At 62.1% G+C, this 22,390-nt stretch carries 20 protein-coding genes; 11 read left to right on the forward strand and 9 right to left on the reverse strand.

Going from position 1 to position 22,390, the window contains the following annotated elements:
* Nucleotides 1-12 precede the first annotated feature (12 nt).
* From CLV89_RS04105 to CLV89_RS04115, 3 genes are all read left to right on the forward strand, one after another.
* Complete coding sequence (locus CLV89_RS04105; protein ID WP_106162708.1) at nt 13-612, forward strand: GntR family transcriptional regulator; 600 nt, start codon at nt 13-15, stop codon at nt 610-612.
* A 112-nt stretch (nt 613-724) separates the two neighbouring features.
* Nucleotides 725-1,552: a 2,3,4,5-tetrahydropyridine-2,6-dicarboxylate N-succinyltransferase gene (gene dapD / locus CLV89_RS04110; protein ID WP_106162379.1), complete on the forward strand. Its 828-nt coding sequence runs from the start codon at nt 725-727 to the stop codon at nt 1,550-1,552.
* A 175-nt stretch (nt 1,553-1,727) separates the two neighbouring features.
* A complete protein-coding gene (locus CLV89_RS04115) occupies nt 1,728-2,117 on the forward strand; it encodes a VOC family protein (RefSeq protein WP_106162380.1) in 390 nt (129 codons plus the stop codon).
* A gap of 76 nt (nt 2,118-2,193) precedes the next feature.
* On the opposite strand, the gene hutU is transcribed toward CLV89_RS04115, so the two are convergent.
* The 4 genes from hutU to hutI are packed head-to-tail and all read right to left on the reverse strand — an operon-like array spanning nt 2,194 to nt 7,383.
* Nucleotides 2,194-3,876 carry a urocanate hydratase gene (hutU, locus tag CLV89_RS04120; protein WP_106162381.1) on the reverse strand — a complete coding sequence of 561 codons (1,683 nt, stop codon included), beginning with the start codon at nt 3,874-3,876 and terminating at the stop codon, nt 2,194-2,196.
* Entirely contained in the window at nt 3,873-4,649 is a 777-nt protein-coding gene (hutG, locus tag CLV89_RS04125) for an N-formylglutamate deformylase (protein WP_106162382.1), read from the reverse strand. Before hutG ends, hutU begins: the two co-directional genes overlap by 4 nt.
* On the reverse strand, nt 4,646-6,169 hold the full coding sequence (gene hutH, locus CLV89_RS04130) for a histidine ammonia-lyase (protein WP_106162383.1): 1,524 nt from the start codon (nt 6,167-6,169) through the stop codon (nt 4,646-4,648). The genes hutG and hutH overlap by 4 nt, the downstream gene beginning before the upstream one ends.
* On the reverse strand, nt 6,166-7,383 hold the full coding sequence (gene hutI, locus CLV89_RS04135) for an imidazolonepropionase (RefSeq protein ID WP_106162384.1): 1,218 nt from the start codon (nt 7,381-7,383) through the stop codon (nt 6,166-6,168). The genes hutH and hutI overlap by 4 nt, the downstream gene beginning before the upstream one ends.
* Nucleotides 7,384-7,460: 77 nt before the next feature.
* On the opposite strand from hutI, the gene CLV89_RS04140 reads away from it, so the two are divergent.
* Nucleotides 7,461-8,825, forward strand: a complete 1,365-nt coding sequence (locus CLV89_RS04140; RefSeq protein WP_106162385.1) for a formimidoylglutamate deiminase — start codon at nt 7,461-7,463, stop codon at nt 8,823-8,825.
* Here CLV89_RS04140 and CLV89_RS04145 read toward each other — a convergent pair.
* Nucleotides 8,800-9,333 (reverse strand): HutD/Ves family protein, encoded by a 534-nt coding sequence (locus CLV89_RS04145; RefSeq protein ID WP_106162386.1) that lies wholly within the window; start codon nt 9,331-9,333, stop codon nt 8,800-8,802. The two genes, CLV89_RS04140 and CLV89_RS04145, sit on opposite strands and share 26 nt — an antisense overlap.
* 78 nt (nt 9,334-9,411) lie before the next feature.
* On the opposite strand from CLV89_RS04145, the gene CLV89_RS04150 reads away from it, so the two are divergent.
* Nucleotides 9,412-10,113, forward strand: coding sequence for a GntR family transcriptional regulator (locus CLV89_RS04150; protein ID WP_106162387.1), 702 nt, complete (start codon nt 9,412-9,414; stop codon nt 10,111-10,113).
* On the opposite strand, the gene CLV89_RS04155 is transcribed toward CLV89_RS04150, so the two are convergent.
* Complete coding sequence (locus CLV89_RS04155; RefSeq protein ID WP_106162388.1) at nt 10,107-11,687, reverse strand: choice-of-anchor L domain-containing protein; 1,581 nt, start codon at nt 11,685-11,687, stop codon at nt 10,107-10,109. The genes CLV89_RS04150 and CLV89_RS04155 overlap by 7 nt on opposite strands.
* A gap of 162 nt (nt 11,688-11,849) precedes the next feature.
* Here CLV89_RS04155 and CLV89_RS04160 point away from each other — a divergent pair, with 162 nt between their 5' ends.
* Nucleotides 11,850-12,215 (forward strand): hypothetical protein, encoded by a 366-nt coding sequence (locus CLV89_RS04160; RefSeq protein ID WP_106162389.1) that lies wholly within the window; start codon nt 11,850-11,852, stop codon nt 12,213-12,215.
* Between the two features lie 19 nt (nt 12,216-12,234).
* On the opposite strand, the gene CLV89_RS04165 is transcribed toward CLV89_RS04160, so the two are convergent.
* Entirely contained in the window at nt 12,235-13,302 is a 1,068-nt protein-coding gene (locus tag CLV89_RS04165; RefSeq protein WP_106162390.1) for a transporter substrate-binding domain-containing protein, read from the reverse strand.
* Nucleotides 13,303-13,372: 70 nt separating this feature from the next.
* Nucleotides 13,373-14,470 (reverse strand): Hint domain-containing protein, encoded by a 1,098-nt coding sequence (locus tag CLV89_RS04170; protein ID WP_106162709.1) that lies wholly within the window; start codon nt 14,468-14,470, stop codon nt 13,373-13,375.
* Nucleotides 14,471-14,933: 463 nt separating this feature from the next.
* Here CLV89_RS04170 and dapE point away from each other — a divergent pair, with 463 nt between their 5' ends.
* The 3 genes from dapE (at nt 14,934) to rnr (ending at nt 19,233) form a co-directional block, all read left to right on the forward strand.
* Complete coding sequence (dapE, locus tag CLV89_RS04175) at nt 14,934-16,079, forward strand: succinyl-diaminopimelate desuccinylase (protein ID WP_106162391.1); 1,146 nt, start codon at nt 14,934-14,936, stop codon at nt 16,077-16,079.
* A complete protein-coding gene (locus CLV89_RS04180) occupies nt 16,076-16,498 on the forward strand; it encodes a GNAT family N-acetyltransferase (RefSeq protein ID WP_106162392.1) in 423 nt (140 codons plus the stop codon). The genes dapE and CLV89_RS04180 overlap by 4 nt, the downstream gene beginning before the upstream one ends.
* A 446-nt stretch (nt 16,499-16,944) precedes the next feature.
* Nucleotides 16,945-19,233, forward strand: a complete 2,289-nt coding sequence (rnr, locus tag CLV89_RS04185) for a ribonuclease R (protein WP_106162393.1) — start codon at nt 16,945-16,947, stop codon at nt 19,231-19,233.
* A gap of 192 nt (nt 19,234-19,425) precedes the next feature.
* Here rnr and CLV89_RS04190 read toward each other — a convergent pair whose 3' ends face one another.
* Entirely contained in the window at nt 19,426-20,139 is a 714-nt protein-coding gene (locus tag CLV89_RS04190; protein WP_106162394.1) for a glutathione S-transferase family protein, read from the reverse strand.
* A gap of 86 nt (nt 20,140-20,225) precedes the next feature.
* On the opposite strand from CLV89_RS04190, the gene CLV89_RS04195 reads away from it, so the two are divergent.
* Complete coding sequence (locus CLV89_RS04195; protein WP_106162395.1) at nt 20,226-20,918, forward strand: helix-turn-helix transcriptional regulator; 693 nt, start codon at nt 20,226-20,228, stop codon at nt 20,916-20,918.
* Nucleotides 20,919-21,025: 107 nt separating this feature from the next.
* Nucleotides 21,026-22,387, forward strand: coding sequence for a lytic murein transglycosylase (locus tag CLV89_RS04200; RefSeq protein ID WP_106162396.1), 1,362 nt, complete (start codon nt 21,026-21,028; stop codon nt 22,385-22,387).
* Nucleotides 22,388-22,390: the final 3 nt, after the last annotated feature.

A 22,390-nucleotide genomic window follows, 5' to 3' on the forward strand; every position in this document is an offset into this window, starting at 1 on the left:
TATCGAACGGGCATGAGTGAGACCACAGCCGACAAAATATTTCGCGCCCTGATGGAACGGATCGTCACCGGCGACCTGCCCGCCGGCGACAAGCTGCGGCAGGACCATATCGCGCGCGACTACCAGACCTCGCATGTGCCGGTGCGCGAGGCCTTTCTACGGCTGGAGGCCAAGGGGCTGGCAAAATCCGTGCCCCACAAGGGCATGCGGGTCACCGCGTTGGAGCCTACGGAAATCCGCGAAGTGATTGAGATGCGGGTGGCCCTGGAGGTGCTCGCACTGACCCATGCCCTGCCCCGCCACGACGCGGACACACTGGCAACCATTGAAGACGCCTGCCGCGCCTGTGATGCGGCCAGCGACATGATCACTTGGGATCGCTGCAACCGGCGCTTTCACCTGGCGCTGCTGGCGCCCTGCGACATGCCGCGGCTGCTGTCGGCGATCGAGGATCTGCACATCACCGCCGCGCGGCATCTTTTTGCCCATTGGCAGGATCGCTGGGTCCCACGTCCCGATGGCGATCACGCAGCACTGCTGCAGGCGCTGCGCGCTCAGGATCTGACGCTGGCTTGCGATCTGCTGCGCCGTCACCTGCGCCGGGTCAGCTGACCACACCCGCTGATGCCGCTCCGCAACGGAACGGGGGCGCGTTCAGGACATGACCTCCGGAGATTTTGTGGCTATAAGCGCTCGAATCCAACAAAACCCGGAGCCGGAACATATGTCCAACGCGCAGCTGGAAACCGCAATTGAGGCCGCCTGGGAGGCCCGTGACACCATCACCCCCGCCACCACCGGCGAAACCCGTGACGCCATCGAACAGACCCTCGCCGCGCTCGACAGCGGAAAGCTCCGCGTGGCCGAGAAACAGGAAAACGGCGACTGGCATGTGAACCAATGGGCGAAGAAAGCGGTTCTGCTCGGCTTTCGCCTGAAAGATATGGAAGAGCAATCCGGTGGCCCGCAGGGCGCTGGCTGGTGGGATAAGGTAGATAGCAAGTTCAAGGGCTGGCAGGCCGCTGACTGGAAATCCGCTGGCTTCCGCGCGGTTCCCAACTGCGTGGTCCGCAAATCCGCCTATATCGCCCCCGGCGTGGTGCTGATGCCCTCCTTTGTGAACCTCGGCGCCTATGTCGACGAAGGCACTATGGTCGACACCTGGGCCACCGTCGGCTCCTGTGCGCAGATCGGCAAGGGCGTGCACCTGTCTGGCGGTGTCGGCATCGGGGGCGTGCTGGAACCGATGCAGGCGGGTCCAACCATCATTGAGGACAACTGCTTTATCGGCGCCCGCTCCGAGGTGGTCGAGGGCTGCATCGTGCGCGAAGGTTCGGTGCTGGGCATGGGCGTCTTCATCGGCCAGTCCACCAAGATCGTTGATCGCGAAACCGGCGAAGTGATGTATGGCGAAGTACCGCCCTACTCGGTCGTGGTTGCGGGCTCGATGCCGTCGAAAAACGGCATCAACCTCTACTGCGCGGTGATCGTGAAGCGCGTTGACGCCAAGACCCGCTCCAAGACCGGCATCAACGAACTGCTTCGCGACTGACAGCGGCGGCGGTTCCCCGCGTTAACACGAAAGTTTTACCACAGGCAGCTTCGGCTGCCTGTTTTTTTATTGCGCCACGTATAGGGTATGTGGAATATTATTAATAATTGCGATGAATTTTTGATTGCACCATCATTGCATCGCCCGGATGTGAACAGCTGAAGGAGTAGCCCCAATGCCTGCGTCCTGGAAGCCGACGAACTATCCGTCATTGAGTCCCTACCTCGTCTGTCACGATCCGGAGGCCACCATCGCTTTTCTGGAAACCGTCTTCGATGCCCGCGTGTTGCAGCGCTACGATCACAAGGATGGCAGCTTGATGCATGCGGAGATGCGGATTGATGATAGCATCATCATGATCGGAGGACTGCCCGAGGCCGAAGACAACGACACCCATGTCCACCTCTATGTGCCAGACGTTCAAACCGTCTTTGATCGGGCCATCGCTGCTGGCGGCATGATCGTGCAGGAACCGCTGCGCAAACAATCCGAGGGCGACATCAGGGGCGGGATCAAGGGACCAAGCGGCACCACCTGGTGGCTGGCTACTCAGGTTGCTCCATAGTCTGAAACCCACCTCTGGTGCACAAAAATGGGGGCTCCGTAAGAAGCCCCCATGAATTTTTTTCGCTGCAGCTGGCTCAGTCGAGAATGCCGGGCAGATCCAGCCCATGTTCCTTCGCGCAATCCTTGGCGATGTCGTATCCCGCATCGGCGTGACGCATCACGCCCGTCGCCGGATCATTCCACAACACGCGCCCGATGCGGCGATCCGCATCCTCTGACCCGTCACAGCAGATCACCACGCCGGAGTGCTGCGAAAAGCCCATGCCGACACCGCCACCGTGGTGCAGCGACACCCATGTGGCACCGGATGCGGTGTTCAGCAGCGCGTTCAGCAGCGGCCAGTCCGACACCGCGTCGGAACCGTCCATCATCGCCTCTGTCTCGCGGTTTGGCGAGGCCACGGAGCCACTGTCGAGGTGGTCGCGACCGATCACAACCGGCGCCGACAACTCGCCCGTGCGCACCATCTCGTTGAACGCAAGCCCCGCCTTGTGGCGATCCCCCAGACCGATCCAGCAGATCCGAGCCGGCAGACCCTGAAAGGCAATGCGTTCCTGCGCCATGTCGAGCCAGCGATGCAGGCCTTCGTTCTCGGGGAACAGCTCCTTCATCTTGGCGTCGGTCTTACGGATGTCCTCCGGGTCACCGGACAGGGCAACCCAGCGGAACGGGCCGATGCCACGGCAGAACAGCGGGCGGATGTAGGCGGGCACAAAACCGGGGAAGTCAAAAGCGTTCTCCAGCCCCTCGTCCAGCGCCACCTGACGGATGTTGTTGCCGTAATCCACTGTGGGCACGCCCATGGCGTGGAAGGCACACATGGCCTCTACCTGCACGCGCATGCTGGCGCGAGCGGCCTTTTCCACCGCTTTCTTGTCGGTCTCGCGCTTCTCTTTCCACTCAGCCATGGTCCAGCCCTGCGGCAGGTAGCCATTCACAGGATCATGAGCCGAGGTCTGGTCGGTCACCATGTCAGGGCATGTGCCGCCGGCCTTTGCGCGTTCCACCAACTCTGCAAAGACATCCGCGGCATTGCCCAGAAGGCCCACGGATTTCGCCTCACCGGCCTTGGTCCAGCGCTCGATCATTTCCAGCGCTTCGTCCAGAGTCTCGGCCTTCTCGTCGAGGTATTTGGTGCGCAGGCGGAAATCGATCGAGTCCGGGTTGCACTCCACCGCCAGACAGCAGGCGCCTGCGAACACGGCCGCCAGCGGCTGCGCGCCGCCCATGCCGCCAAGGCCGCCGGTCAGGATCCATTTGCCGGTCAGGTCGCCGTCAAAATGCTGACGGCCCGCTTCGGCAAAGGTCTCATAGGTGCCCTGCACGATGCCCTGAGTACCGATGTAGATCCAGGACCCTGCGGTCATCTGGCCGTACATCATCAGGCCTTTCTTATCGAGCTCGTTGAAATGGTCCCAATTGGCCCAATGCGGAACCAGGTTGGAGTTGGCGATCAGCACGCGCGGCGCGTCCTTGTGGGTTTGGAACACGCCAACAGGCTTGCCCGATTGCACCATCAGCGTCTGGTCTTCTTCCAGATCACGCAGGCTGTCGACAATCAGGTCGAAATCCTTCCAGGTCCGTGCCGCGCGACCGATGCCGCCGTAAACCACCAGCTCATGCGGGTTTTCGGCCACATCGGGGTGCAGGTTGTTCATCATCATCCGCAAAGGTGCCTCGGTCATCCAGGACTTTGCGGTCAGTTCGGTGCCCGTGGCGGGGTAGATGTCACGGGTGTTCTTGCGCGGATCGCTCATGCGGGCCTCCATTGGGTCAGGTCAGTCAAAATTCGGGAAAGATGCGCGCGCATCCGGTCGGCGCGCGCTGGATCGTAACGCCAGGGCGGCGTCTCGTCGCAGTAGGTGGCCTGCGCCAGCTCCATCTGGATCGCGTGCCAGCCTTCGTTCGGGCGGCCATAGTGGCGCGTGGTCCAGCCGCCCTTGAAGCGACCGTTCAGCACCGACGTATAGCCCTCGGCCTGCTGGCAGTGATTGAAAACCATCACCTCCAGATCGCAGGAACAGGTGGTGCCGAGGTTGGTGCCGACGTTGAAATCCGGCAGGCGGCCATCGAACAGGAACGGAATGTCGCCCCGGATCGAGTGGCAGTCATAGAGGATGGCAAAACCGTGGAGTGCTTTGACCCGCTCCATCTCCGCCGTCAGTGCAGCGTGATAGGGTGCGTGATATGTGTCTCGGCGACGGGCGATTTCTGCCGCGTCCGGTTCATGCTCCCAGATCGGGTTGCCGTCAAAATCCGTCAGCGGCACCAAAGTGGTGGTGTTTTGCCCGGGATAGAGACTGACGCCAGAGGGGTCGCGGTTCACATCGATCACATAGCGATGGATCGGTGTGCGCACGGTGGTCACCCCGTCCGCCAGCCCGGCATAGAGGTCATGGATGTGCCAGTCGGTGTCAGCCAGCCCCCGACCCTGCGCGTTCAGATTTGCGCCGATATCCTCAGGCACCTCGGTGCCAGTATGTGGCAGACCAAGGACCAGTGGAGAGGTGCCTTGCGAAACCTCGATCATACTGCGACCTCCACGCCCGCGGCATCACCTACGCGTCCCGCGCGCACCATGGCGCTGGCCCCTTCGATTTCCGGCGCGAGGTAGCGGTCATCGCCCAGGCTGGGGATCTCGCTGCGCAGCATTGCCAGCAGATCCTGCAGCCTATGAGAGGTTTTCAGCGGCGCGCGCGCCTCGACGCCTTGCGCCGCGCAGAGCATCTCCACCCCCAGAATGACCGAGAGATTCGCGGTCATCTTCGCCAGACGCAGCGCGCCATGGGCGGCCATCGAAACGTGATCTTCCTGATTGGCGGAGGTCGGCGTGGAATCGGTCACGCAGGGATTGGCCAGATGCTTGTTCTCGCTCATCAGCGCAGCTGTCGTCACCTCGGCGATCATGAAACCGGAGTTCAGTCCCGGGTTCGGTGTCAGGAAGGGCGGCAGGTCGTGGCTAAGGGTCGGGTCGACCATAAGCGCCACCCGGCGCTGCGCGATCGCGCCGATTTCGGCCACGGCGAGGGCGATCTGATCGGCAGCAAAACCCACGTATTCGGCGTGGAAGTTGCCGCCTGAAACGATCAGTCCCTGTTCGACCAGCACCAGCGGATTGTCGGTCACCGCGTTGGCCTCGACCTCCAGCGTGCGGGCAGCCATGCGCAGGACATCCAGCGCCGCGCCCACAACCTGCGGCTGGCAGCGGATGCAATAGGGGTCTTGGACGCGGGTGTCGCCCTCGCGGTGGCTTTCGCGGATCTCCGACCCCTGCATGATGTCGCGCATCTGGGCCGCAACGTCGATCTGACCAGCATGACCGCGCAGGGTGTGGATGTCCGCTACCAGCGGCGCGGTGGAGCCCATGATCGCATCCGTGGTGAGCGAGGCAATCGCCATCGAGGCGCGCGCCAGCTCCAGCGCCTGGAACAGCCCCGCCAAGGCACAAGCCGTGGAAAACTGCGTGCCGTTGATCAGGCCGAGGCCTTCCTTCGGGCCCAGCACGATCGGCTCAAGCCCGGCGCGTTTCAGCGCCTCGGCGCCGGTCAGACGCGCGCCCTCGAAGGTCGCCTCGCCCTCGCCGATCATCGCCGCGGTCATATGTGCCAGCGGGGCCAGATCGCCCGACGCCCCGACAGAGCCCTGCGAGGGCACCACGGGGGTGACGCCGCGCGCCAGCATCTCCTCGATCTGTTCGATCACCAGCCAGCGCACACCGGAGGCGCCTCGACCCAGCGACAGCAGCTTCAGCGCCATCATCAGCCGAACCTTGTCTTCCGCAAGCGGTTCACCCACCCCGCAGGAATGGCTGAGGATCAGGTTGCGTTGCAGCGTCTCGGTGTCTCCGGCGGCGATCTTGGTCGAGGCCAGTTTGCCAAATCCGGTATTGATACCATAGACCGGCGCCTCGCCCGCGGCGGCCTCGGCCACCATGGCGGCGGCGGCCTCGACGCCCTCGCGGGCGGAGCGGTCCAGACGGGCGGGGGTGCCCTTGCGCCAGATTTCTTCCAGCGTAGCGAGGGTGACTGTGCCGGGGATCATTTCGATCATGTGCGGGTCTCCAGTTTGCCGCCCGATACGCGGGCGTGAAGCGGGTTGAAGCCAATGCGGTAAGCCAGCTCTGCCGGGCGGGTTACATCCCAGATCGCCAGATCGGCGCGCAGGCCAGAGGCGATGCGGCCCCGGTCCGACAGGCCCAGCGCGCGGGCCGCGTTGCAGGTCACACCCGCCAGCGCCTCTTCGGGCGTCAGACGAAACAGGGTGCAGCCCATGTTGAGCGTCAGCAGAAGCGAGCTCAGCGGTGAGGAGCCGGGGTTGCAATCCGTCGCCAGCGCCATCGGCACGCCATGGGCACGGAAATGCTCCATCGGCGGCAGTTGCGTCTCTCGGATGGTGTAGAAAGCGCCGGGCAGCAGCACCGCAACGGAGCCCGCCGCCGCCATGGCGCGGGCGTCGTCTTCGGTAGCGTATTCCACGTGATCCACCGACAGCGCGCCGCGTTCGGCGGCCAATTTGGTGCCGCCCTGATGCGACAGCTGTTCGGCGTGCAGCTTCACCGGCAGGCCCAGTTCTGCCGCCAGATCGAACACGCGCGCGATTTGTTCGGCGGAAAAGGCGATCCCCTCGCAAAATCCATCTACCGCATCAACCAGCCCTTCGGCATGGGCGGCGCGTAGGGTCGGCAGGCAGACCTCGTCGAGATAGGTATCGGCGCGATTCGCATAGTCCGCAGGCACGGCATGTGCGCCGAGGAAAGTGGTCTTCACCGTCACATCCCGCAGCTCGCCCAACCGACGCGCCGCACGCAGCATGGTCAGTTCGGTTTCACGGTCGAGCCCGTAGCCGGATTTCACTTCGATCGAGGTGACCCCTTCGGCGATCAGTGTATCCAGGCGCGGCAGTGCACCCGCCACCAATGCATCCAGATCCGCCGCCCGCGTTGCCGTCACGGTAGAGACAATGCCGCCCCCAGCGCGGGCGACTTCCTCGTAAGAGGCACCGTTCAACCGCATTTCGAACTCGCCCGCGCGGTCGCCGCCAAAGACGATATGGGTGTGGCAATCAATCAGCCCCGGCGTCACCAGCCGACCGCCAAGATCCTCAGCGGCCCATTCGGAATAGGAGTCAGGCAGCGCATCGGCCGGTCCACACCATGCGATCCTGTCGCCCTGAACGGCCATCGCCCCGTCCTCGATCAACCCATAAGGCGCCCCTAGCTCCATCGTGGCCAGCTTCGCCCCGGTCAGCACGTATCTGTCGCGCATATCGCCCCCCTTAGAATTCACTTGCTCCTTAGACGGTATGCGCATATTCTCATTATGTCTATACATAAGAGGGTCAGATGCAGACAATTTTTGCCGCCACCGCCTGTTTGCCCAAGGGTTGGGCTAGTGATGTTCGTCTGACCATCGACGGCGGCCGCCTTCAGCGGATCGACGTCGGAGCCGCGCCACAACCTGGCGATACACGCGTGGACGTCATAATGCCGGCGTTGGCAAATCTGCACTCACATAGCTTTCAGCGCGCCATGGCCGGGCGGACAGAATATCGCGCAGGCGGTCAGGATAGCTTCTGGACGTGGCGCGAGCTGATGTACCGCTTCCTCGACCACCTGACGCCAGAGCACTACGAGGCCATTGCGGCGCTCACCTTCATGGAGATGCTTGAGGCAGGCTATGCCTCAGTGGGAGAATTCCACTACGTCCACCACCAACCCGGAGGCGGCGCCTATGACACACTCGCCGAACTCAGTCAGCGGGTGATGGCGGGCGCCTCGCAGACCGGCATCGGTCTGACCCATCTGCCGGTGCTCTATACCTATGGCGGTGCCGAGCGGCAGGCGCTGGCTGGCGGTCAGCAGCGGTTTGGCAATGAGGTTGAGCAGTTCGCGCGGCTTGTCGCCGAGGCCCGCGGCGCGGCGCAAGAGCTACCGTCCGACACACGGGTCGGTATCGCGCCGCATTCCCTGCGCGCCACCTGCCCCGAAGACCTCGCCTCCGTTCTGGCAGTGGCCGAGTGCAACCCGATCCACATCCACATCGCCGAGCAACCGCGCGAAGTGGCCGAGATCAAGACCTGGCTTGGCGCACGACCTGTCGAATGGCTCCTGGACAACGCCCCGGTCAACGATCAGTGGTGCCTGATCCATGCCACCCATATGACCAAGGACGAGACACGCGACATGGCCCGCAGCGGCGCCGTGGCCGGCCTGTGTCCGGTGACCGAAGCCAACCTTGGCGACGGCCCCTTCAATGGGCCGCAGTATCTGGCAGAGGGCGGGCGCTTTGGGGTCGGATCAGACTCTAATGTGCGGATTTCATTGGTCGAGGAGCTGCGCACGCTAGAATATTCCCAGCGACTGCGGGATCTCGCCCGCAATGTACTGGTGCCCGGCGAAGGCTCTGTTGGCGACACGCTTTACCGCGGCGCGGCCATGGGCGGTGCGCAGGCGCTGGGACGGGACGCCGGACGGCTGGAGGTCGGCGCGCTGGCGGATCTGGTGGCCATTGATCGCAATCATCCGGCACTGTTCGGCCTGCCAAATGGGCAAATTCTTGACGGTCTGTGTTTTGCCGCCGACGACCGGAGCGTCACCGATGTCTGGGCCGCCGGGCGCCATATGGTACAGGGTGGGCGCCACATCGCCCGCGACGCCATTTTGGCGCATTACCGCACCGCGATCAGCGATCTTCTGGCAGCGATGTAAACCAAAGCCGCACCGCTGAACCTACGGTCGCCGCTTCGGTGGCGACCGGACAGCGCATGCCCTGCCCCTCGGTCAGGATGGTACCGTCAGACAGCGTCAAATCGGAAGTGATCGCATAGAGGATATCCCCGGCCGCCGCTCTGATGTTCTCTGCAAACACCACCATATCAGCCTGAACTTGCGCAGGATCGTAGATCACATTGAAGGCCCGGCAGGGGCCGCCAATGAGCGTCGCGTCCAATGGCATTCCACCGTCGAAACGCAGCGGTTTCAGCGGTCTGGCCTGCAACACCTCATCCGCACCGCGAAGGTCGAGTCCGCGCCCCCCCACGATGGTGTGGATTCTCTGCACCCCCGGAAAGGCTGAAAACGGTCCGTTCCGCGTGATGTCCGCAAGGCTCAACCGCCACAGCAGCTTGCCCGCCCGTTCTTGCAGCGCAAGCTCCCGCGTTGTACCGCCACCGTTCTTCCACGGCACGGGCTCCGCTGTTGTTGCATCAAAGCGCATGAGCTCTCCTTTACAATCGCAGTTTAATGCAGACATATTGAACATAAGCCAGAGTTATTATTCAAGCGGAGCCCTGAGGTGCCACAGCAGAAGAAAATCAGCTTTCAGGACGTGCGTGACGAGGTCATGCGGCGGATCGAGGCGCGCGTCTGGCCGCAAGGCGCCCTGCTGCCGACGGAAGCGGAACTGGCAGAAGAATTCGGCTGCGCCCGCGCCACCGTGAATCGCGCCCTGCGCGAACTGGCTGATCGTGGCGTGATCGATCGCAAACGCAAGAGCGGCACTCGGGTTGCAACATTGCCAGTGAAGCAGGCCAAGCTGGAGATCGCAACCTCTCGCAAGCTGGTAGAGGAACGCAACGCCACCTACCGCTTTGCCTTGGTATCGCGCGAGATGCGCGTCGCACCCGGCTGGGTCATTTCGCAGATGCAGCTGGCGGCTGGGACCGAGGTGCTACACCTCGAAGGCATGCATTACGCCGATGGTCAGCCCTTCCATTTCGAGGATCGCTGGATCAACATTGCGGCTGTCCCTGACAGCGCCGAGGCCGATTACGCCGAAACGCCCCCGGGGGAATGGCTTCTGGCAGCGGTGCCGTTTTCCAATGCCGAGGTGAGTTTTGGTGCGACATCCGCAGATGCGGCGCTGGCAGAGTATCTGGCCTGCGCACCCGGTGCGGCACTGTTTCAGATGGAACGATCAACGTGGTTTCAGGAGGAGCCGGTGACCTTTGCCCGGATGACCTTCCACCCGGGTTATCGCATGCGCAGTCGCTATTGAGCCTTGCCAATCAGCGCCTTGGTTTCAAAAGACCTAAGCGTTGGGCGCGACATGCTTTTGTAGCTCCGCCAGCTGTCGCCCATCAGAGCAAAGAACTCGGCGCGGGTTTCGGCATCCAGCCCATCAAGGCTGGCCGCACCGGGATGATAGCTCTCGCTTTCCAAACCATTGCCACGAATGACTTCGTGACGATCAAACAGAACATGGAAATACGTGACCGGTTGTCCGTCCACACGGCGGCGAATGGAGGTGTCGTTCACCAGGTGATGCGCAGGGACCAGAACTTCATCCTGCCCAAATAAGACCTCGGCGGTGGCCGACTGCACCAGCACACGATGGCTGGGCGAAAGTTCTATTTCGTCATGCTCGCCCAGCGCATTGGCCGCAAAGCGCACCGGGGCCTGCACGCCTTCTGCAACACGGGTGCTACGCCCGATCCAGCGAATGGACTGTCCGCCATGATCGCGGGTTAGAACCCTCATCCCCACCGTCAGATCTTCGACAGGGACCGGGCCTTGGTCTGTTTCGATTAGTGTGCCCGCCACGAAACAGGGGGTTGTGGTGACATTGACGAACCCGACGTCGGAATTCCCTTCGTCATCTTCGATCGTATAAGTGAAGGTGGTCGTTTCATCATCGTCCACATCATCCTGGCCGGAGATGTCGAATGTCCCGTCCGCGTTGAGCGTGACAATCTCGCCATTGGCCAAGGTGACGGAACTGCCAGCCGTAACGGGCTGGTTGTTGATGTGGGTGATGGTCAGTTGCGCGCCATTGCTCTGATCGTCATTGGCCAGAACATCGACGTTGACCGTATCCCCTTCCTGCACCTCGACCTCGTCATCGCCCGCCACCAGTGCTGTCTGGACCGAGTCCCCAGCGATCAGGAGGTTGGAATCGTAGCTTGAGTCACCGCCATCCGCGATCGCAATCTTGATGTCGTTGGTCTCGCCAGGGTTTACCGGCGCGGTCAGCTTCAGCGTGATGGTGAAGCCATCCATCTCGGTGTTGAAGGGATCCGTCCCTGCAGGGTTGTCAACGTACAGATCCTGATTGGAAGAATCGTTGATGTTGTTGATGGTGATATTTCCATCCCCCACCACCAACTGCGCCTCGACCCCGTTTACCCAGACCGACACCGCATCGTTAAAACCGGAGTTCACGTATTCGAGGTATTCCTCGGACGAAAACACGAACTGCATCGTCAGAGTGGACCCTTCCGGCACAAATTCTGCCTCGAACACCGCCGCGTCATAGGTCGTGGCTCCGGCGATCTCGTCCAAGTCGGAATCACCGGCTGTACCGTGGCTCGTCGACGTGCCGGCGCTGGTATTGGTGTTTGTGGAGCCGGAACTGTTGGTAAAGTCGCGAGCGTTGCCGGTGGACAGGATCACACCACTGTCGGAGGGCGTCACATTGGGCGCAACCGCGTCACCATCGCTGTAGATACCCGACGCCCCGCTGGCGCCCGTATAGCTGGCCGATTCAACGACAATGCCATTGCCGAACATGGCTTGGGCCATCTCATCAGCCGTTGCACCCGTGTCGATTGGCAGTTCCTGAGCAGTCGCCATAGCATTGTCACCCACAGTATTGCGAATACATCCCCATGATGCGCAGTAATCTCGCGTAGCGATCCTCTGCCCGAGGAAGTTGGCAAAACTGTGGCGACCTTTGGATCAGCCGGCAAGCAAATTGGTTTGACCTTCCCTGCCGCACCCGTCTAATGCAGGCCCATGACACAAAAGAAGCCCTCTCGTCAGCAGGTCTATACCTTGCTTGTTCAAATCGGTCGCAAGGATGGCGACGGCCTGCCTGCGGGTGCAACCGGCGCTGCGCTCATGATTTATGCGTCCGGCGTCGACGAAGCCGAAGCGGTGCGCGAGACGGTCGCAATTCTCAAACAGGCCGACACTGCACCGCTCGACGTCACAGGCTACGGCACCATTGCCGAGCGTGAGGCCGAAGGCCATGAAATTCCAGACGAAGAACGCGAGTTGATGCAGCGTGCGCTGGATGAGAACGCAGTGATCGTTGCTCAGGTGACGCCATTTTTCGGCGACGAGCTGAACAGCTCAGAAGACGGCAGCGCGCTGCACTGATCGCTCTTGTTGGCGCAGATCAGGACCTGCGCCCAAACCATTTTCGATAGATGGTTTCATAGGTTCCGTCTTCCTGCATCTGCAGCAGCACTTGGTTGGTCGGCTCCACCTTCTCCGAGCCCTGTGGAAAGATGATGCCGTAATACTCCGTCAGGAACGTGCGGCCCATCACGTGCCCGATCCCGGCCCCCTCGGTACGCACATAGTGGTTGAGCACCGGTGCGTCGAAGACCACGATTCGCGTGTCGCCGTCCTCGAAATCCTTCAGCATCTTGTCGAGCCCCGGAAAGGCGACATAGTCGATCTCGCGCCGATCCAGAAAGCCGGCGGCGGTGGATCCCTGAATCGTGCCCACCCGTTTGCCATAGAGGTCATTGACGGAATTGACCGATCCGTTGATCGCATCCACCGTCATGGCAGCGGTGATCTTCGCCACGAAGACCGACACGACAAAGAGCGAGGACAACACCAGGAGGACGCCGAAAATTCGCCCCAGGAAGCTGCGTGGCACACGTTCCTCAAATCCGCCGTTCACCACCAGGTTCAAAGCCCACCAAAAAGAGGGGAACCAAGCGTCCTTCAGTGGGCGGTCGAAATAGGGTTGTGCGCGGCGCTCGAACAGCCACATCAGCATGCCACCGACCAAAAGCAGCACAAAGGCGATGCCGATTGCTGCGAAAAGGTCCCAGGACAGCAGCGCCGCCATCAGGCTCGGCTCCGAGACATCGTCCTCATGCAGCATGATCTGCAGCCCGCTCTCAAAGATCGGCTGGCTGAAATCCATCACCGCTTCGCGCCCTGCCGTTATGGAGACGTTGGCCGCCGCCATATCCGCCTCGCCGCGCTCCACTTCCTCCAGCATCTGCTCAAAGCTCTCGACGCGTTTGACGCGCATGTCCCAATTCAGACGGCGCGACACCTCGCGCATCAGATCCATGGTGAACCCAACCTCCTGACCGCCCAGCGGCATCGAAAAGGGCGGGCGGGTCACCGTATTGACCACCACCTGCTCCTGCGCGCGTAGCGGCATGGCAGGCAGGCTCATCAGGAATGTAAACAGGCAGAACCAAAGGGAACGCAGGGTCATGGCGTCAGTCTCGCATGCAGCATCGGATCTGCCTTAGAGGGGAGGAATAGTATTTTTCAAGCCCTTCCGCTCAGGCTGTACGATGTTCCGCGAGAATTGCTGCATCAAAGGCGCGCACGACCGGATATCGGGGCTGAGCATGTTCTGGCAGGCTGTTGCGATCCACATCGGAAAAGAGGCTCGCTGCCAGGGCCTGACGGTCCCGCCTGAGCCGCCCCAGAAACAGGCTCTCGACACCCAGTCCTGCGGCCACTGGCACCTCATGTCCCGGAAGGATCACCTGGGTGTAGGTCGTCAGTGGCTTCTGGCGCAGCTCTCGATGAGCGGTGCGCGTGCCAGCCAACATCTCCGCAGGGGCCAGCACCGCCTCGCATCCAAAGAGATACTCGACCTCCGATCCCGTCAGAACCATGCGCTGATAGGGGGCAACCACGATATCCTGTGTCAGACCAAAATAGGGCGCACGCAGACGCACCGGGTGAAAGGCACCCAGTGCCGGCACCTGCCGCGTTGCCACATGCAGCACGGGCACCAGCTCACCACTGGCACAGCGCAGCAGATCTCCGCGCCGCAGATCTCCGATCCTTCGCAGCCCCGCTTCCGTTTCAACAGGCGTATCCGGCGCCAGTCCGGGCATCGGGCCGACCGGCTCCAGAGTGCTGGATAGCGCGATATAATCGACCCCAGGCGCAACATAGCATTGTGGCACACCGCTTAGCAGCGCCTGCAAATCTTCCAGCCGCCAGGGCCGTGGCCCTTCGATCTGTGCGATTTCGGCCCGTCCGCCCTCCGGCCATTCCAGTGCCAACTGCCCGCGAAAGGCTGGTGCATCCCAGCTGTACGTCAGGCGCACACGATCCGCACGGCCCTTTGTGGTTGGATTCACCGTCTTGTGCAGGACCGTGCCATATTGCTCCAGAACGAGGTTGATCCCGCCACCGGGCACCGCCGACAGTGCAAAGCGCAGCGGCCAGTCACCGCCGCGCTCTAATAGGATCAATGGCTCTGGCTTGTGCAGCACCGGCATGGCGACTTCCAACACCAACGCGCCGCGCGCCAGCAACGCGTTAGCTTCCCGCAGCAAAAGGCAGCTGTTCTCTCCCTCGGGCGTCAGCCCGGCCGGGTCGAAATACTGCGCATCACGGTGCCAGAGCCCCAGCCACGTCATGATCCAGCCTCCACAACGCCGGAGCACTCTGTCCTGTACCTGTTGCCCGTCATCCTGCACCTCGCCGCGCGTATATGTCGTGCCCCGGGCGGCACGTTGATCGGCCTTTTGATGCCCGGGGCGTCCCTCAGTTTCAGTCCCGACGTTCCCGGTCAGGGGCCATGCACGGCGCAGAAAAAGGCACATGTGTCACGCATGCCCGAAGAACCGTAGTCTCCGGCAGGGCGTCTATTCAGTGATATGCTTGACCTGCTCGTCGCGCATGCGGGCGATCTTGTCGCCGCCCCATTCCATGCTTCGGTCTGTTATTCTCTCCATCCTAGCACGTGCCTTATCACCTGTCAGGGCCATGATTGTCGCGACCCCGCCAGCACGAGCATTTACGCCACAGACGATGCTGCCGATTGCACGAGACCGCCAATTCGCGCTAGGTCGGTGCCCGGACAACTCAGGAGACCTCCGCATGACCGCCACAGACCCCGTTCAGCTGACAGCCGATCTGATCCGGTGCCCTTCGGTCACACCCCAAGAGTGCGGCGCGCTGACGCTACTGGAGCGTATTCTTACCGAAGCGGGCTTCTCCTGCACGCGCGTTGATCGCGGAGAGGTCTCCAATCTGTTTGCCCGCTGGGGCGACAAGGCGCATGCTAGGACCTTTGGGTTCAATGGGCATACGGATGTTGTACCCATCGGCGACGAGGCCGCCTGGACCCATGACCCCTTCGCTGCGGAAATCATTGACGGCGTGATGTACGGGCGCGGGGCCACCGACATGAAATCGGGCGTTGCAGCCTTTGCTGCCGCCGCCATCGACTTCGTCCGCGACACCCCTCCTGACGGGTCCATTGTGCTGACGATCACCGGCGACGAGGAAGGTGATGCCGTGGACGGCACCACCGCGCTTCTGGATTACATGGAGCAGGCAGGAGAGCAGATGTCCGTCTGCCTTGTGGGCGAACCCACCTGCCCCAACCACATGGGCGAGATGATCAAGATCGGCCGCCGTGGCTCGATGACCGCCTGGTTCACCGTGACCGGCGTGCAGGGGCATTCAGCCTATCCGCACCGCGCAAACAATCCGCTGAACGGCATGGCACGGTTGATGGATCACCTTGGCAGTCACACGCTGGATGAAGGCTCCGAGCATTTCGATGCCTCCACGCTGGCGATTGTAACCATAGACACTGGCAACCCGGCCACCAATGTGATCCCGGCGCAAGCCCGCGCCGCCGTCAACATCCGCTTCAACGAGCTGCACTCCGGCGCATCGCTGACCAAGTGGTTGCAGACCGAGGCGGACAGGGTGGCGGATGACTTTGGCCTGAACATCGACATGAAAGTACAGATTTCCGGTGAGAGCTTTATCACGCCTCCCGGTGACCTATCGGCGTTGGTCTCAAAGGCAGTTCAAACCGAGACCAATCAAGTGCCAGAGCTGTCCACAACAGGCGGCACGTCCGATGCCCGGTTTGTCAAATCGCATTGCCCGGTGGTGGAATTCGGCCTTGTGGGCAAGACCATGCATCAAGTTGATGAATGCGTCGACATTGCGCAAATCCACCAGCTGAAGTCCATCTACACCCGTATTCTATCGGATTATTTCGCATGAGCCTGCTCATCTCCGTGACCGACGACCTCGACGCCTGCCTGACGCTGCGCTTCGAGGTCTTTGTGGATGAACAAGGCGTGCCAGTGGAAGAAGAGCGCGATGCGCTTGACGATACCGCGACCCACATTTTGGCAACACTGGATGGTACGCCCGTTGGAACGGCCCGGGTTGTTTTTCAGGATGATGTCGCCAAGATCGGTCGCGTTTGCGTGGTGAAACCGGGGCGCGGAACAGGTCTCGGGGCAAAGCTGATCGAAGCCTGCGTGGCCGAAGCGAGCAAGCACGACGGTGTCACCAAAGCCAAGCTGGGCGCGCAGATCCACGCGCTGGGGTTTTATGAAAAACTCGGGTTCGAGGCTTTTGGCCCGATCTACCTCGACGCTGGTATCGACCACCGCGACATGATGAAACCTCTGTAGGTCAAACGCTTGCGGCGGTGAGCGACAGGGGCCGAGCTGGCGGTGCGCGCGTCTGACAACGCCCACAATACCTGGCGGCGTTCCTAATTATTGGTTTCGCTTGCGGAAGAACGTGGACGTGACTGCTGATCGACTACTCCAAACCACCGCGGGAGCGCTCCCGCCCGTCCGATTTGCTTTGAAAATGCAAACCTGCCCGTTGGGCCCGGCAGCGCGCCTGCGGCGCGCTGCCCCCCGAAAACCGCGGCCACTGCGTCTTCGTCAGCCCGGTCTTTTTTGCAAGACCTCAATAGCGCGACCCTTACGCCGCACCAAGGGTGCGGCGCCCGGCCCAACGGGAGGGGCTGCATCTGTGATGCAGACCCGACGGGCGGGAGCGCGCCCGACCTTTGCGCCACACCTCTTTTCAGCATGACGTCGCCTGCGCGCCGTGCTACGGCAACGATATGGCGCGTATACCCACAAAGGCCGAGATTCTCGAATGGATCTCCGCCCACCCGACCCAAACCTCCAAACGTGATATTGCCAAGGCTTTTGGCATCAAGGGTGCTGAGCGGATCGACCTGAAGCGCATCCTGAAGGAGCTGGAGGCCGAGGGCCATCTGGAAAAGCGCAAACGCAGCTATACCGACCCTGATCGCCTGCCGCCGGTCACAGTGCTGTTGGTCAAGGCGCCGGACGACAATGGCGACCTCTTTGCCCAACCGCTGGAATGGCATGGCGAGGGGGTGGAGCCTGTCGTCATGGTGATCCCGCGCGCCTCCGACCCGGCCCTTGGCGAAGGGGATCGCATTCTGGCCCGCCTCACCGTGGTGCAGGAAGAGGACCACAACTACGAGGCCCGGCTGATCCGTCGCATCGGAAGCAATCCGAAGCGCATCCTCGGTATCTACCGTGCCGGCTCCGAAGGCGGGCGCATCGTGCCCATCGACAAGGCCAGCTCCAACGACTGGCAGGTGCCAGAGGCCAATACTCACGGCGCGAAGGACGGCGAGCTGGTGGAGGCCGAACAGGCCGGTCCCAAGGCACGTCTCGGGCTTCAGAAGGCACGCATCGTCGAGCGGCTTGGAGATCCCTCCGCCCCCAAGGCGGTGTCGCTGATCGCGATCCATCAGCACGGTATCCCCGACCACTTTCCCGATGCCGTCATAGGCGAGGCCGACAGCGCCAAGCCAATGGGCCTCAAGGGCCGCGAAGATCTGCGTGACCTGCCGCTGATCACCATCGACCCGGCAGATGCTCGTGACCACGACGATGCCTGCTTCGCCCATCCAGACGAGGATCCCCAGAACCCGGGCGGCCATGTGATCTGGGTCGCCATCGCCGATGTCGCGGCCTATGTAACCCCCGGATCTGCGCTGGACCGCGAGGCACGCAAACGCGGCAACTCCAGCTACTTTCCAGACCGGATGGTGCCCATGCTGCCGGATCGGCTGTCGGGCGACCTGTGTTCGCTGCATGAAGGCGTGCCGCGCCCCTGCCTGGCTGTGCGAATGCAGATCGACGCCGAGGGCAACAAGATCGCCCATCGCTTTGTGCGCGGCCTGATGAAGTCCCAAGCCTCGCTACACTATGGCGAGGTGCAGGACGCCATGGAGGGCCGTGTCACCAAACGCACCGAGCCCTTCGTCGAGGAGGTCATCAAACCGCTCTATGCCGCCTATGAGGCCCTGAAGTCCGCCCGTAGCACTCGCCAACCGCTGGAGCTCGACCTGCCGGAGCGCAAGATCGTGCTGGACGACAGCGGCAAGGTGGCCTCGGTCAACTTCCGCGACCGGCTGGATGCGCACAAGCTGATCGAGGAATTCATGGTGCTGGCCAATGTCGCCGCCGCCGAGACCCTGATCAAGAAGCAGCAGCCGCTGTTGTTCCGGGTGCACGAGGAACCTAGCCAGGATAAGCTCGACAATCTGCGCGATACCGCCCGCGCTGCCGGTCTGACCCTTGCCAAGGGGCAGGTGTTGCAGACCCGGCATCTGAACGCTCTGCTGAACGCCGCCGCCGGAACCGATGATGCGGAGCTGATCAACATCTCCACCCTGCGGTCGATGCAGCAGGCCTACTACTACCCAGAGAATTTCGGCCATTTTGGTCTGGCGCTGCGCAATTACGCGCATTTCACCTCGCCGATCCGCCGTTACGCCGACCTGATCGTGCATCGCGCGCTGATCACCGCCCATGGCTGGGGCAAGGACGGGCTGTCGGTGGAAGAGGTCGAGCGGCTGGAAGACACCGCCACGCATATCTCCACCACCGAGCGGCGTTCGATGCTGGCGGAACGTGACACCACTGACCGCTATCTCGCCTCCTATCTGGCAGAGCGGGTGGGCAATGAATTCACCGGCCGCATTTCCGGCATCGCCCGTTTCGGGGCCTTTGTGAAGCTAGACGAGACCGGTGCCGACGGGCTGGTGCCGGTGCGCTCCATCGGTCGGGAGTATTTCCACTTCGACCCGAATGCAGGCACCTTGATGGGCTCCGACACCGGGTTGCTTATCACCATCGGCCAGCGGGTGACCGTGCGCCTGACACAGGCGGCGCCTGTTACCGGCGGGCTGGAGCTGGAGCTACTGGCGCTGGAAGATGCGGAACTGCCCAAGGGACGCGGTGGCGGGCCTGGCAAGGGTGGTCACCGTCGTAGCCCGGCTGGACGTACCGTGACCCGCAGCAAGGCTGCGAAGGCGAAACACAAGGCCGCCAAGGTCAAGCGCAAGGTCGCCCGAAAGCGCAAGTGACACTTGCAAACAGCGGCTGGCAACCATTGGCACAGGAGCAAGCGCCGGAGATTTTGCGCTCCGCTCCGCGGATCGCCCGGGGGCAGGCCGCGCCTTTGGCGCGGCCTGCCCGGCCCAAGGGGAGAACTTGCATTTTCAATGCAAGGGAAACGCGCGGGAGGGCTCCCGGATGGACCTATCGCCGACCTTGGCTCAGGCGGCCCGGGGCAATTCCAGCGCGGTGCGGTCCATGACGCGGGAAATATACGCCAGCAGTCTTGGATGTTGCTGAACCACATCTACCACCTGCGGCGCGGCGGGCGGGCGGGCGAGCGCCTGCAACATCGGCGCGGCTGAGCAATCGGCAGCCGTCATATCGTCCCCGAATAAAAAGCGCTGGTCGCCGAGGAGCCCCTCAATCGCCTTAAGGTCCTGAGACAACCGCGCCAACCGCTCCGAGCTGTCAAAACGGGAATGTCCCGCAAAGTGCAGCCCTTCAAGAACCCCTGCGCGAAATTCGTTTACCGGCGCTTCTGGCACCCCGGCAAAGACTGTCTGCCGCATCCCGGCCCAACCGTCTTCCTCGAGCCAGCGAGCACACATGAGTTGCAGCCAAAGCCCCTCATCCACCATTCGAATGAGCACGCGTGACTGACCTTTCTGCACTGCACTCAGCCCCGTATCGAATTCCGCACCGCGCTGCTCGAGGAAACGACGGATGCCTTCGCTGTCGGGGATCAATGTACCGGTCTCGTCGCTCAGCACAGGCAGTTTTGAGTGCGGCATCGAGGCCAGCTCTGCCGGGTCGTGCACGTCCTGCCGCTGCCAGGTCTCACCAGACATCTGCAACAGCAGCGCCGCTTTGGTGCAGAACATGCTGAAGCTGTAAAATTCGTCGTTTCCACCGTGCGTGAGTAGGGTCAACATCGTCTCTCTCCATTTGGGATGTGATGCGACCGTGCTACAAGTCACTCATGACAGATATTGTCATCAGGAGAAGGCACACTCAGAAGATGACCAAAACAGAGCGCCTCTTTCGTCTGATGCAAACCCTGCGGCAGCTGCCGCCGCCGGTGACGGCCGAACATCTGGCCCAGGATCTCGGCGTCTCGGGCCGCACCATTCACCGCGACATCGACGCGTTGCGGGCGCTTGGAGCGGTGATCGACGGCGCAGCAGGATATGGCTTCACCCTGATAGAGGATGCCACACTGCCGCCGCTCGGCTTTGGCGCCACAGAGCTGGAAGCGCTGGTCTTGGGGCTGTGCGAAGTGCAGCAAAGAGGCGACCCGGATCTGGCAGAAGCCGCGGGCATCGCGCTGAAAAAGCTCCGCGCACGTCTGCCACAGAGTCAGGCGGACAGGCTGCAACATGCGGTGCTCTCGGCCCACAGGTTTGCCCCACCCATATTGCCTGCGGTTGATGCCGCACAGCTGAGGCAGGCCACATGGAATGAATGCGAAGTGGCCTTTGGGTATGCAGATGCCCAGGGCGCGATCACCCAGCGCCAAGTCAAGCCATTGGGTCTGGTCTACTTTGATCGATCCACGGTTTTGGTGGCCTGGTGCTTGCTGCGGCAAGGCTTCCGGGTATTCCGACTGGACCGGATGTGCGACCTGGTGGTGACGGAGGTTTCCTTTCGTCCGCATCGCGTGCGGCTCTATCGCGAGGCGCTGGACCATCTGCGCAACCAGACCTTCGACTGACCGGCAATGGCGCGCTGACCGCCAGCCTGTCGCGTCAGAGCGCTTTTGCACCCGTCCGCATCAAGCTACACTGATCCAAAGATCATAAAACGGTATTGAGGTGGAACATGCGCAGTTGGGCAAAAACAGCGCTGTGGCTCGGGGTCGCATTCCAAGCGGGTCTGCTGCACGCAGCGCCATCGGGTCAGAGTAGTTTGAGCGATACACCGCGCCCTCTGGTGCGGCCTGAGACGAGTCAGGACGCTCCGGCGCCAGTGCAGATCGCCGCCGCCACGACCGTCCGCCCCGTGGCCCGGAGTTCTGTGGCCATCCCCACGCCCTCAACTTCGACACCAACTGAAGCGGCGGCAAACCTGCGATTTCAGACTTGGATGCAGGGGTTTGAGACCCGTGCGCAGGCGCAGGGCATTCGTAAGGCCACACTGTCTCAGGCCTTCGACGGTGTGACCTATGACCCCAAGGTGATCAAACGCGACCGGAACCAATCCGAATTCAGCAAAACGATCTGGGAGTACCTCGACAGCGCGGCCTCAGATACCCGTGTGACAAGCGGCAGCAAAGCCCTGCGTGAGAACCGCAGCGCTCTGAACCAGATCGAACAGACCTATGGGGTCGACAAGGAAGTGGTCGTTGCTGTCTGGGGGTTGGAGAGCAACTATGGCAGCTATCGCGGCAGCATGGACATCGTCCGCTCGCTCGCGACGCTGGCCTTTGACGGACGGCGTGGTCCGTTCTTCGAGAGTCAGTTGATTGCGGCGCTGAAGATCCTGCAATCCGGTGACGTGGCACCGCGCAACATGACCGGGAGCTGGGCTGGCGCAATGGGGCATACCCAGTTCATTCCGACCTCCTACCTCGACTACGCAGTCGATTTTACCGGGGATGGCAAGCGTGACATCTGGTCGGATAATCCAACGGACGCATTGGCCTCAACCGCCGCGTATCTGAAGAAATTCGGCTGGGTTCAGGGTCAACCCTGGGGCGTTGAAGTCACCTTGCCCCGCGATTTCAACTACGCTCTGGCGAGTCGCAAGATCAAGAAAAGCCCCGACGACTGGGCGAAACTTGGCGTGCGCGGGGTGGATGGAAAACCGGTGGCCAACCATGGCAGCGCCTCGATCCTGCTCCCTGCAGGCGGCAAAGGGGCGGCCTTTATGATTTTCAAGAATTTCGCCGTGATCGAGCGTTACAACACCGCCGACGCCTATGTCATCGGCGTCGGCCACCTGAGTGATCGGCTGAAAGGCGGTGCAAAGATCCAAGGCGATTGGCCACGCGGAGATCGTGCCCTGACCTTCACCGAACGCAAGGAACTTCAGAAGCGGCTGACCGAGGCCGGATTTTCAACGCAAGGCATCGACGGGCGGATCGGCCCCAACACCGTCTCCGCGATCCGGTCCTATCAAACGACCAAAAACGTGATGCCCGATGGCTATGCTTCGCTCGATCTTCTGAAAATGCTGAGGTGACAC

This window comes from Tritonibacter scottomollicae (genome assembly GCF_003003215.1).
Lineage (GTDB): Bacteria > Pseudomonadota > Alphaproteobacteria > Rhodobacterales > Rhodobacteraceae > Epibacterium > Epibacterium scottomollicae.